Genomic DNA, 12460 nt, shown 5'->3' with positions numbered 1-12460 from the left:
TCTATCCCAGAAAAAGATCCAGCCCTGCACCCGCAGCCACAGTGCCTATTAGCACCCGGCCAATACCCCAGTTGAGCTTGAGCAAAGCCAATAGGGCGCCGGCCAATAGGCTCAATGAAACAAAGTCCATTGATGCTGGTATTGGCAAGCTCAGACCGGCGCCAGCGAAGTTTACCACCCGGTGCTCAGCAAACAGCACATGGCTGGCGAACCATAATGACAGACTGGCAATCACGCCAACTACAGCAGCCGTAATGCCCCGCAATGCACCGGCAATTGCCATATTATGGCGTAGGCGCTCGATATGCGGTGCGCCGGCAAAGACAAAAACAAAGCATGGCACGAATACTGCCCAAGTCGTCACCAATGATCCAAGCACAGCAGCCACCGGCGGAGAGAACGGCGCAGCATCGCGAAACGCCGCCATAAAGCCGACAAACTGCACCACCTGAATCAAAGGTCCCGGCGTACTTTCCGCCATGCCAAGCCCGTCGAGCATTTCACCGGGCAGCAGCCACTGATAGACATCAACCGCCTGCTGCGCGATGTAGGCCAATACCGAATAGGCGCCACCAAAGGTCACCACGGCGACCTTGCTGAAGAACAACGCCTCTGTGATCAGAACATGATCACTGCCAAGCATTGGCAGCATCAACATCAGCGGCAACACCCAGATAAAGCAGCCGATCAACAACACACGCAAGGTGCTAATCATGCTGACCGCTTGGGGTCGCAAGCCGCCAGCGGGCAGCAGGGTGTCGCCAAGCCAAGTTGGACGCTGCTTGGTCCACAAATAGCCGACAGAAGCTGCAGCGGCAATAATCAATGGAAACGGCACATCAAAAATGGCTATAGCAATAAAGGAAACAGCGCAGATAACAGCCAGTGGTCGCGTAATCAGCGCCTTGCTGGCGATCTTCTTGACTGCCAGCAGCACCAACGCCAGAACCGCCGCCTTTAAACCAAAGAATAGCGCCGCCACCAGTGAAACATCGAGCAAGTAGGCATAAAGAAACGACAATGCAAGGATGGCAAGAAATCCGGGCAGGATAAACAGAGTGCCGGCGATCAAGCCGCCCCGCACACCATGCATCAACCAACCAAGGTAGGTGGCCAACTGCTGTGCTTCAGGACCAGGCAGCAGCATGCAGAAGTTGAGTGCATGCATAAAACGGGGCTCATCCACCCAGCGCTTTTCTTCAACAACAATGCGGTGCATCACGGCAATTTGTGCAGCAGGACCACCAAAGGAGAGCAGCGCGACACGCACCCAGACAGTAACAGCTTGTTGTAGCGTTGGTTTAGTCATTGTGTAGGAGCGGCGTTGGCCGCGAAGCTCCATGCAAACGCCAGATTAAATCGCGGCGTTAGCCGCTCCTACAGGTGCTTGGCGACGATTTCCCCGGCAGCCCGGATATGTTCTCGCATCCACCATTCAGCCCGTTCGCCATCATGTTCGCGAATGGATTTGACAATCATATGATGCTGCTCATGGGAACGACGAAAGTCCTCTGGTCGGTACCAGTGAAAGGCACCATGATTAACAATTGGCAAGGTCATGGCGTCACGGGCGATCTTTGTCAGCAGAACACTTTCAGAGAACTTCAGCAGGGCAACATGGAAGCTTCTATTTAGCTCCCGCCACAGAGCATACTCATTCGCCGCGTAATCCCCATTGGCGAGCAGTTCATCGCCATGCTCAAGGATTGCATCAAGGCGCTGCAACTGCTCCTCGCTTAGGCCTTGCTCTGCCAGTAGACGACAGCCCAAGCCTTCCATGGCGGCGCGAACACGAAATGAAATAACGATATCCCGGGCAGTAAACTCTCTTACCCGGTAGCCGCGGTTAGCCGCGTAATCCAGCAGGCCATCTTCCGCTAACGAACGCAGGGCCTCACGGATCGGCGTACGAGAGACATGCAGCTCTTCTGCAAGGGCAATTTCCTGCATACGCGTGCCAGGGGCAAACTCTCCCGCCAGAATGCGCTCCCGCAGGGTATCAGCAACAGATTGACTGCGAGTTCGGGAGTCCTGATCTGACACGTTGTCTCCTGCCAAGCCTTGCCTGATGGTCTTATTTACCCAGTACCGAGCGAGCGATGATTTCTTTCATGATTTCGCTGGTACCGCCATAGATGCGCTGGATACGTGCATCAACGTAGTCACGGGAAATTTGGTATTCCTGCATGTAGCCATAACCACCGAACAGCTGCAGACACTCATCAGCCACTTTGCCCTGTAGCTCTGTGGTAGTCAGCTTGGCAACCGAAGCATTCACAGCGGTGAGCTTGCCTTCGTCATATTCGTTAGTACATTGAGTGGTAAAGGCACGGTTCACGGCAATCTGTGCCTGCAGCTCAGCCAATTTGAAACGTGTATTCTGGAACTGCGATACCGATACACCAAAGGCCTTGCGCTCTTTAACATACTCTACGGTGCGCTCCAGCATACCTTCGCACGCGGCTACGGCGCCCAGTGCAAGAATCAATCGCTCCCGTGGCAACTCATCCATCAGGTTGGCAAAGCCGCGTCCTTCGCCACCGAGAATCTGGTCAGCGCCAACGCGGACATTCTCGAAGAACAGTTCCGATGTATCGGCACAGTGATGGCCCATCTTTTCCAGATTGCGGCCACGGGCAAAGCCGGGCAGGGCAGTATCCACGGTAAATAGGGTAATACCCTTGGCACCGGCGGCCGGATCCGTTTTGCAGGCCAGTACGATTACGTCGCAATGCTGGCCATTGGTGATAAAAGTCTTTTGACCATTGATAAGATAATCAGAACCATCTTTATCAGCTCGGGTTTTCATGCTCTGCAGATCAGAACCGGCGCCCGGCTCAGTCATACCAATGGCACCAACCACCTCACCAGTGACCATGCCCGGCAACCAACGCTGCTTCTGCTCTTCCGTGCCCAGGTGGAGGATGTACGGAGCGACAATATCAGAGTGCACGGACAGGTTAGAGGCCAGCCCACTGAAGCCAAAACGCGAAGCTTCTTCTACCACAATTGCCGAGAGACGGAAGCTGGCACCAAAGCCGCCGTACTCTTCAGGTACATCAACGCACAGGAAGCCATTCTCACCAAGCTTGGTCCACACTTCGCGTGGCAGGATTTCCTCTTTCTCCCACTGGACGTAGTGGGGAGCGATTTCCTTTTCAAAAAATTTGCGCACGTTGTCGCGGAACAGATCAATTTCTGCCTGATCGAGTTGTACTGCCTGTGTCATTGGATTCTCCGCTGGATCGGCCGCCGGGATTGGCGAGATGGCGCTATTGTATACATCTTTTTCAGTTGTGGAGGACCGGCGAGTCACGCTGTTGCTGGTTATGGGTAAATTCTGTCTACCGGCAAATAAAAAAACGCCGGCGCTGATCTCCAAGCAGAGTCAGCGTCGGCATCGTGTTGGTAAGGCTGCCCGTGCGCGTCTCCGTTGCGAAGACGCACAATAGATCAGTCGAGCTGAGGCTCGATGGTCACCGGAGTCTTCAATGAATTGGCCACAAAACAATACTTGTGGGCGCTTTCGTGGAAACTCTTTAGCGTTGCTTCGTCCACTTCCTCTTCAAACACCACTTTCGGATGCAGGACGATGCTGGTGATCGCCATAAGTCCGTCTGCATTTTTTTCGACCTCACCCTCGGGGCGGTCGATATAACTTAGCACCTTCTTTTTCGACTTGGCCGCAATGGCCAGAAAGGTCAGCATATGGCAGCTGGACGTTGCCGCAACCACTGCCTCATCCGGATTGACCCGCTGGGCACTGCCGCCATGAGTCGGCGATGCCGATGCCTGCACTACCTCACCACCCGGGAAGGTCCACTCGTGGTCCCGGTTGTAATGCTCATAATCAAACTCAACCCCGCGCTGCAGATGCCAGCTGACGGTGGGCTGGAACTTACTCATGGTGCACTCCTTCATTATCAGTCCGCGAATACCATGATCGGATTTTCTGCAGATGGCAACCTTGTCGCAGGTCAACCTTCGGCGGTTAATCGGGATTTTGGCTCTGCCAGGCAGCGCTCGATATGGGCCAGTACCGTGGGGCTATAAAGCAATGAGCAGTGACCTAAATAAGGCACATGAATGTTCTTCGCGTTGCCCCCCAGCATGGCGCTGGAGGACGGCACGATAAAATTGTCAAAGTTGGAATAGATCGAATAGAACTGGGCATCCCCTGGAGTGTCCTCAAGAGCATTCAACTGATTGAGAAAATCACTGTGATGGCGCATCTGAAAGGCGGCACCCATGGGCGGAAAAAGCGAGGCAATACGCGTACCCGCATGGGGCGAGCCCAGAGTAATAACCCGATCCAGCTTGCCCGCCAAGTCCAGATGATGCAGCGCATAGCGGGTTAGCGGCCCGCCCATGCTATGGCAGACAATATGAGCTTTTTCTGCACCGGTGGCAGCCAGAATGCGGTTGACATGGTCGGCAACTTGTTGGGAGAGCTTGCGAGCATCAATGGTTGGCGGGGTATAGCTGACCGCATAAACGTTAGCCCAGCCACGGGCCTTGAGACGCCACTGCAGGGTCAGAAAGTTAGCCGCATTACCGCCATAACCATGTACCAGAATAATTGGGGTTTCGCCCTGCACCCGAGCCCGTACCGGCGAGGCATCATGGACGAGGCGTAACGGATAACTGACCACCAGCAGGCTGATTGCCATCCACTCCCAGAACATTCCCCACAGCGCTGGGAGCAGTAGCACCTCACGGCATTCTTCCGGCATCAAAGTATCCGGGAAATTGCGACGGTCGTAGTACCAGGCGGTGTACATCAACAGGGTCTGTGCGGCGGTAATCGCCAGTATGGTTCCTAACAGCAGCTTGAGCAGATATAACATTGCAGCCTTCCCCAGAAATGGCAGCCGCAGAAACTAGGCCCATTTTGGCCGCCAGTCAAAGCCCAGCCCGCAAGGCCCTGAGCAATCCGGTCAGGCAAGGCCTTGCTGGCGCAGCCATTTGCCACAGTGGCCGACCGCCTCAGCCAGCTTATCGTTCTGGCCAAAGTAGTAGTGGTTGGCGCCTTTGACTTCCTTGAGCTGCTTGTTTTCATGCCTGAAGGCATTAAACAGTCGATGGGTGTGACTCGGCGTACAGGCGTCATCTGCAGTATTGCCAATCACCAGTGCAGGCACAGTAATGCGTGGCGCGGCAGTCAGGCCGTTGGCATTGGAATGATCGAAGCTCCACTGGCTCATCCAGCCACGCAGGGTGTTAAATCGGGCCAGGGCGACCGGGCCGTTGTTGACCACCTGTGGCTCACCGAGATAGCACCAGCCCGGCTTGCGCTCATTGGCATCAATGGCTGGATCCAGCCAACGCACGTCACACATCGTCCGATGCACAATAAAGGCAAATTCTTCCTGATGCCGACCCGCGTGGCGAAGCTCCTCCAGCTTGTTCTGTACCCAGCCGGTAATCTTGCGGTTACGGGCAATCTGCGCGGCACGAAAGCGCTCAATAAAGGCCTCGCTATACGCTGGCTGGTTAGGACAGGCCGGGTCATAGATATCCAGCTCCCTGTCCCGCACTTCCGGATTGCCTTCATCCAGTACTGAAGGGTCCATCCACTCGGTCAGGGTAACCGCCCGGGAAACATGGGCGGCCAGCAGCATGATGCCGTCCGCCGGGATCAGCTTGCGTGCGGTCAGATCGTAGGGATCACCCGCAGGAGTGTGGGTAACCTGAGGGTCTTCTGCTTCTGCTTGATAGAACATGGACAGGGAGCCACCACCAGACCAGCCCGCCAGAATCACCTTGTCATAACCCAGCCGCTCTTTCGCATCACGTATGCAGGCACCAAGATCTGCCGCCACTTTTTCCATGATCAGAGGGGCATCCGCGCCACGGTACCGGCTATTGCAATAGATCACGTGGAAGCCGGCCTTGGCCAATGCGGAGACCATGGGCAGATAGGCACCGCCGCCAACCGGGTGCATAAACACAATTACAGATTTAGATGGGTGATTTTTTGGTTTTAGCAGGTGTGCTTCCAGTGCCACCAGATCCATGGGCCCGGCATAGGTGTCCTTGAACTCTGATTTCTCGGCAAAGGCCACCATATAAGGTATGCGATCGTAGTCGAATTTTGTCTGGCTCATGTGGTCTTCCGGCACGGTTGGTAATCAGGCTTTGCTGTGGGTTGGTGCGTCTGCCTTCACTTTGGAAAAGTCCGCCTTGCTGGTATCAAGGCCACGCATATCCAGAGCGTCACCGAATCTTGCTTGTTTACGGGCCCGGGTTTTCTCTGTCCAGGCTTTCATCACGTCATCCACCTGTGCCTTGTCCGCCTCAACAATAGCGTCGTATTGCTTATCCTTTATGGTGATCTCCACCTGAATGCCATTCGGGTCATACATGTAAATGGAGTGAATAAACTCATGGTCAATTGGCCCGAAACAGGGCCGGCCAGATTTATTGATACGGCGCCGCCACGCTTTCAGCTCTTCCTCCGTATCCACTTCAAACGCGAGATGGACATCGAAGCCATGCTTCGGCCGGAACATCATTTCATCGGCATCGTCCGGGGCATCGAAAAAGGCAATAAAGTTTCCGTCGCCCATCTGGAAGAACAGGTGCATATAGTCCACCTTGCGCCCGGAGCCCGGCTCCTCATCGAACACCATGGCCATAGTCAATGGCAGACCGAGCACCTCTTCATAGAACCAGCGCGTCTGTGCCGCATCGCGACAGCGGAAAGCCATATGGTGGATATGCTTGAGTGGCTTGAGGGCCATTGCCTGGTGATTCTGGCTGGCACTAGAGTGAGTGGTCGCGGTCATGGCGGCTATTCCAGATTGCATACAATTTGTGGCATTCTAGCCGTCTATATAGAGTTCAACAAGGTTTGGCTAAAATAATTGCATACAGTTTTGCCCATGGATGCATCACTGACGGATGAATGGCACACTTTCCACCCGCCGATATATCGCCAGCCAAAAAAGACTCCAAAGCATGAAAGAAAAGATCATTATCAATGAAGTCGGCTTGCGTGACGGCCTGCAGAATCAGCCCCAGCATGTCACCACCGAGGACAAGGTGCGCATGGCCGAGCTGCTAGTGGGTGCCGGCGTGCGCTGGCTTGAGCCGGTCAGCTTTGTCAGCCCGAAAGCGGTGCCGCAGATGGCCGATGCCGCCCAGCTGACCCGCCAGCTGCCGCAGGGCGATGGTCTGCATTACACCGCGCTGGTGCCCAATCTGCGTGGTTACCAGCTAGCCCGCGACAACGGATACCGCACAGTAGCGCTGGTCCTGTCGACCACTGATAGCTTCAACCAACGCAACCTGAACATGACACTGGCTCAAGCAATCGATAGCTGCCGGTCTATTATTCAGGCTGCTGGGGCTGACGGCATTGCTACACGTACCTATATTTCCGGCGCCTTTAGCTGCCCCTATGACGGTCTGACGCCAGTGGATGTCACGCTGGATTTAAGCCGGCAGATGATTGATGCGGGCAGCGAAGAAATTGCCATTGCCGACACCATCGGTGCCGGCAATCCACAGCAAATGAAAGACATCATGGCACCGCTAATTCAGCAATATGGTGCCGAACGCTTCTTCGTCCATCTGCACGACACCCGGGGACTGGCCACTGCCATGGCCTGGGCCGCCTGTGATCTGGGTGTGCGCAAGTTCGACGCCTCGGTTGGCGGCCTCGGCGGCTGTCCGTTTGCCCCCGGTGCCACCGGCAACGTGGCCACTGAAGATCTGGTCTACTTATTTGAGGCGGCTGGTCTGGATACAGGTATCGATATTCAGGCACTGCGTGAAGTAATCAAGCTGGCCGCCCGGGCAACTGGGCGCGAACTGGGCGGCAGAATTATTCACTGGATCCAGTCACAGGAAGCGCGAGGGCGCCCTTGTGATCTGGTTTAGCTAACCCTTTAAGACGGAACGGGGTGAGATCCGTGCCTCATATAGACTGATCTCGCCGGATTTTTCCTCAGGCATTGGCCAGCAACCCGTGGAAAAAGATGAAGTAAGCCACCAGACCAAGAATCAACCACTTCAAGATGTAATACAGAGTTCGATTAGTCTTCTTCAAATTTTTTGTCTGAATTCGAATCAGATAAATATAGCTGAATAGCTTGTTGAGAACGCCGAGCTTCTCGCTATCATCGTTCTGGGAAGCAGACGCTGCCACGGCAATTTTCTTGAAGAACCGGTTAACCGCTGCAGCAAACTTCCACTTGAAGGGTCGCTCCACATCACAGAACAGGATAATGCGATTCTTGTCGGTACGATTGTGGGCAGAGTGAATAAAGGTTTCATCGAACACCACCCCCTCGCCATCACGCCAGGAGTAGTTCTCTCCATCGACGTTAATAAAGCATTCATCATCATTCGGCGTGATCAGGCCAAGGTGATAGCGCAGAGATCCACCAAAGGGGTCACGATGGGCAGTCAAACGACCACCCGGTGGCAACATGGCAAACATGGCCGCGTTCAGGCTCGGAATCCGGTTAACCAACTCAACTGTTTTCGGACACAGCTGCTCAGCGGAAGGCAGCATGTCGCCATACCATTTCAGATAGAAGCGCTTCCAGCCGGACTTGAAAAAGGAGTGGAAGGCGAGGTCGGTATGACCATTGGCAGCACGGATACGGCCCTCATCGAACAGCCCGGCGGCCTCGTCACGGATAGTTTCCCAATTATCCTGTAACAGCTTCAGTTCAGGAAAGTGTTCAAGAGCGATATAGGGCGTATTGGGTACCGCCGAGGTTGCATAGGCGAAACAGTTATACGGCGCCATGATGGTTGAGTGATCCAGTAACTGACGAGAAAACTTGTGCCGCACCTTGCCGCGAAAATGAACATAGGTGCCAGTGGCAACAAATGCATATAGCACCAGAAACTTGGGTGCCAACAACGCCATCATATTCATTACCCCTATCCCGTCGTCGATCCGGTGTGCCGACCATAGCCATAGTTCAAGGCACTGATTTTACGGTAAATAGCGGCGGGGTGCAGTCTTTTCCGACCCGCTCATCGGTGGCTCAACGTTGTTTTTCAAGTATTCGGATACGCTGCTTAACCAGTGATAGCTCCTTACTGAGGGATTTTCGGAACGAAGAAGCCAGAGCCTGATTGCGCACATCTCGCTGCAGACCGTCGCGACGTATTTCCAGCTGGCGCAGTGCCATACGCTGGCCAAATGTCAGTCCTGGGGAGGATTCTGTGGAGCGCTCCTTTCTTGCTGGCAAATCAGCAATACGCTCCATGGCATGCAGCCGGCGGCGCAACTCGACACCACCGTCATCACTGCCGATAACGCCAATCTCCGGCAGCTCCAGGGGCTTGCTGTGCTCGTCACAGGGTTGGTTGGCAAACAGGGGAACTCCATCCGGTCCCGGGCATCGGTAAAGCGTGTCGGCGCCTAGTGGGGTAAATGATGACAGGACGACAAATGCAGTGATAATGGGATACCGAGTCATGGTGAGGCCCTCCGGATAGAGGAAATCATGCTCGGTAAAAACCTGCTGAACAGCGATATCGGCGCACGTCAGTTACTGTCAGCGTGGACTGGACCAGCCTGTCAGTTTTCGGCCTCGGCGCCTGACGGCATCACCAGTCGGCACCAGCTGACACCTATAATAATGCCAAGCAACGCGCCGCCAGCGTTAGCCGCCAGATCCAGCCATTCCATAGAACGGGTCGCGGTTAGATAACCCTGCGCCAACTCCGCAAGGCCGCCACTCAAGGTGGCAATCAACCATAGCAGCCACGGTGGTGACTGGCGCCAACCCAGCGCTAGCAGCAAGGCCACCGTGAGGTAGCCAAGAAAGTGGCCCGCCTTGTCGTTAAACCAAGGCATATCAAATTGGCGTAGTTCATCTGCCGGCCACAAGCTGCCAATCCAGATGAGCGCGATAGCCAACACCGCCAGCAACCGCCAGAGTGTTCTCCAGTGCGTCCTCGTCATCAGGCGGCATCCCCGCGCAGAGCCTGAACCCGCCGACGCAGATCTGCCGCGCTGACTTGATCAGCAGGCACCGGAGCACCGACCACCAGGGATACCCGCGACCAGAATCGTCGGGGCGGCTTGCTCAACGCCTTGCCATCCTTATGGCTGAATACGCTACCCCACAATCCCCGCAGTGCCATCGGGATTACCGGTACCGGGTTACTGGCAATGATTTTCTCAATACCGTTTTTGAACTCATCAATCTCTCCATCGCCGGTCAGTTTGCCCTCAGGAAAGATACAGACGATTTCTCCAGCATCAAGTTCCTCTTTCACCCGCTCGAAGGCACGCGCGTAGATCTCAGGATTCCTGCTTTTCGAATCAATCGGAATGGTCTTGCCAGTGCGAAAGATATAGTTCAGCACCGGCAGATCATAGATCGGCTTGAACATAACAAAGCGCACCGGCCGGCGGATGGCACCGGCCAGCAGCAAGGCATCGACATAACTAACATGGTTGCAAACCAGCACACTGGGGCCATCATCAGGGATCTGCTCAAGACCTTGCAACTTCACCCGGTACAAAGTTCGAGTCAGAAGCCAGATAATCAGGCGGATAACAAACTCCGGCACCAGCGTGTAGATAAAGCAGGCAACCACCACATTGGCCAGCGCCAGAATCAGGAAGAACTGGGGAATGGTCACATCGAGCACGCCAACCAACAGGATGGCGGTCGCGGCGGAGAGAACCATCAGCAGAGCATTAAGAATGTTGTTAGCGGCAATAATTCTCGACAGATGCTGAGGGTTGGAGCGGGACTGGACAATGGCAAACAGCGGCACGATATAAAAGCCACCAAACACGCCGATACCAAGCAGGTCGATCATTACCCGTATGCCGGCCGGCTCGGCTAGCAAGGCAGCAATGTCTACCTGGTCCATCCCCACCATTCCCTGATAGGAGAAGAACAGATCTATTCCGAAAAGTGACAACCCGATTGAACCGATCGGCACCAGCCCCAGCTCGACCCGGCGGCCAGAAAATTTTTCACACAGGAATGAGCCAAGACCAATGCCAATGGAAAAGGTCGCCAAGAGCAGGGCATAGAGGCCCTCTGTGCCATTCAGGTAGTCATCAACATAAACTTTGAGCTGGGTGGTATAGGCCGCGCCGAGAAACCAGAACCACGAAATACCAAGCACGCTCATCCATACCGAACGCACCTCCTTGGCGGAACGCAGAATATCCACAGTTTCCGAAAACAGATTCCAGTTCATTTTCAAGGACGGGTCGGCTGCCGGCGCTGATGGAATCCGTCGGGCCGCAAAGTAGCCCAACATGGCAAGTGCAATGACCGCCACTGGCGCCAGCCACTCTGGTGTGCCGTCCATTTTCAGGATAACCCCGGAAATCGAACCAAGCAGAATGGCCAGAAAGGTGCCCATTTCCACCAGCGCGTTGCCGGATACCAGCTCTTCCTGTTTCAGGTGTTGGGGAATGATCGAATACTTGATCGGCCCGAAAAATGTGGACTGCAACCCCATGCAGAACAGCACCGCAAGAAGAAAATACACGGCATCGAAAAAGAACCCCGCCGCACCAACGGCCATGATCAAAATCTCGGCAAGCTTGATCCGTCGCACCAGCATGGATTTTTCATACTTGTCGGCAAGTTGGCCGGCCACTGCCGAGAACAAAAAGAACGGTACGATAAACAGCGCTAGACCAATATTATTCAGCGTATTGACACTGGCGCCGGCCACCACTCCTGAAGCAATCAGAAGAATCAGTGCCTGACGGAAAACGTTGTCATTGAAGGCACCGAGAAACTGGGTGGCGAAGAAAGGGCCAAAACGACGGGAGGCCAGCAATTGCGACAGACTTCGTTTCATAACAGCATCCTCATGCGGCCAGCCAGCCAGTGAGATAATGGTTAACGAGAGACTCTACCAGAGCTTTTTCACGAACACTGCTGACCACATCGAGTTTGCCCGTGACCGCCAACAGGCAGACACCATGCACACCACTCCAGATAGCCCTTGCCGCCAGTTGCCGAGCAGACGGTGCCCGGGTTGGAGCAAGCAACAGCAGCTGCTGTTCAAGCAGGGAAAACAGTCGCTCACTGTAAGCCTGATACCAGGCCGGCACTTCTGCGCCATCTGCCATGACATGCTCGAATAGTAACTTCCAGCGTGGCGACTCACGCTGAGCCAGTTGCAGATAGGCCAGCGCCATAGCCAACAGAGCCTTTTCCGGGGCTTTCTTTGCCGAGGCGTTTTCCATCGCCGCCGCCAGCGTGTCCAGTGTGCAGGCATTGGCCCGCAGGATCAGGTCATCCCGGTTTTCGAAAAGGTGGTAGAGCATGCCCGGGGCATAGCCGATCTGCCTGGCAACACTGCGAGCGGAAACGGCGTGCACACCATCTCGCTCGGCTATTTTCAGAACCGCAGCCACGGCCAGATCCTGCAGCTCTTCCCGCGAATGCTGATTACGCCTTGCCATAAGCTGGATCCAACTTGCCTGGTCTGGGCCGACAGACGGAAAAGC

Annotated in this window: 13 protein-coding genes; 1 reads left to right on the top strand and 12 read right to left on the bottom strand. The window is 54.9% G+C overall.

All coding sequences use genetic code 11. The annotated features are described in order from the left end of the window. Position 1 precedes the first annotated feature (1 nt). The 7 genes from chrA to J1C54_RS05095 all read right to left on the bottom strand — a co-directional run bounded on the left by chrA (position 2) and on the right by J1C54_RS05095 (position 6788). Positions 2-1342, bottom strand: a complete 1341-nt coding sequence (gene chrA, locus J1C54_RS05125) for a chromate efflux transporter (protein ID WP_229145455.1) — start codon at positions 1340-1342, stop codon at positions 2-4. 35 nt (positions 1343-1377) lie between these two features. After that, positions 1378-2043 (bottom strand): GntR family transcriptional regulator, encoded by a 666-nt coding sequence (locus J1C54_RS05120; RefSeq protein ID WP_229145454.1) that lies wholly within the window; start codon positions 2041-2043, stop codon positions 1378-1380. Positions 2044-2074: 31 nt separating this feature from the next. Beyond that, positions 2075-3229, bottom strand: a complete 1155-nt coding sequence (locus J1C54_RS05115) for an acyl-CoA dehydrogenase family protein (protein ID WP_229145453.1) — start codon at positions 3227-3229, stop codon at positions 2075-2077. A gap of 224 nt (positions 3230-3453) precedes the next feature. After that, positions 3454-3906, bottom strand: a complete 453-nt coding sequence (locus J1C54_RS05110) for an OsmC family protein (RefSeq protein WP_229145452.1) — start codon at positions 3904-3906, stop codon at positions 3454-3456. Between the two features lie 71 nt (positions 3907-3977). Further along, entirely contained in the window at positions 3978-4847 is an 870-nt protein-coding gene (locus J1C54_RS05105) for a triacylglycerol lipase (protein ID WP_229145451.1), read from the bottom strand. Positions 4848-4937: 90 nt separating this feature from the next. Continuing rightward, the gene (locus J1C54_RS05100) at positions 4938-6107 is read right to left on the bottom strand and encodes an alpha/beta fold hydrolase (RefSeq protein WP_229145450.1); all 1170 of its coding nucleotides are present in this window, start codon (positions 6105-6107) and stop codon (positions 4938-4940) included. Positions 6108-6131: 24 nt separating this feature from the next. After that, positions 6132-6788: a VOC family protein gene (locus J1C54_RS05095; RefSeq protein WP_229145449.1), complete on the bottom strand. Its 657-nt coding sequence runs from the start codon at positions 6786-6788 to the stop codon at positions 6132-6134. Positions 6789-6960: 172 nt separating this feature from the next. On the opposite strand from J1C54_RS05095, the gene J1C54_RS05090 reads away from it, so the two are divergent. After that, a complete protein-coding gene (locus J1C54_RS05090; RefSeq protein WP_229145448.1) occupies positions 6961-7884 on the top strand; it encodes a hydroxymethylglutaryl-CoA lyase in 924 nt (307 codons plus the stop codon). A 67-nt stretch (positions 7885-7951) separates the two neighbouring features. Here J1C54_RS05090 and J1C54_RS05085 read toward each other — a convergent pair whose 3' ends face one another. The 5 genes from J1C54_RS05085 to J1C54_RS05065 form a co-directional block, all read right to left on the bottom strand. Further along, complete coding sequence (locus J1C54_RS05085) at positions 7952-8893, bottom strand: aspartyl/asparaginyl beta-hydroxylase domain-containing protein (protein ID WP_229145447.1); 942 nt, start codon at positions 8891-8893, stop codon at positions 7952-7954. Positions 8894-9005: 112 nt separating this feature from the next. Further along, the gene (locus J1C54_RS05080; protein WP_229145446.1) at positions 9006-9443 is read right to left on the bottom strand and encodes a hypothetical protein; all 438 of its coding nucleotides are present in this window, start codon (positions 9441-9443) and stop codon (positions 9006-9008) included. Positions 9444-9544: 101 nt separating this feature from the next. Next, complete coding sequence (locus tag J1C54_RS05075) at positions 9545-9931, bottom strand: hypothetical protein (RefSeq protein ID WP_229145445.1); 387 nt, start codon at positions 9929-9931, stop codon at positions 9545-9547. After that, positions 9931-11805 (bottom strand): MFS transporter, encoded by a 1875-nt coding sequence (locus J1C54_RS05070; protein ID WP_229145444.1) that lies wholly within the window; start codon positions 11803-11805, stop codon positions 9931-9933. Before J1C54_RS05070 ends, J1C54_RS05075 begins: the two co-directional genes overlap by 1 nt. Positions 11806-11815: 10 nt before the next feature. Beyond that, complete coding sequence (locus J1C54_RS05065; protein ID WP_229145443.1) at positions 11816-12415, bottom strand: TetR/AcrR family transcriptional regulator; 600 nt, start codon at positions 12413-12415, stop codon at positions 11816-11818. Positions 12416-12460 lie beyond the last annotated feature (45 nt).

Origin of the sequence: Alcanivorax sp. 1008 (genome assembly GCF_020667895.1) — a bacterium.
In the GTDB taxonomy this organism is placed as follows: domain Bacteria; phylum Pseudomonadota; class Gammaproteobacteria; order Pseudomonadales; family Alcanivoracaceae; genus PGZG01.
Note: the sequence above shows the minus strand (reverse complement) of the source record. Positions and strands in the feature narration are given on the sequence as shown.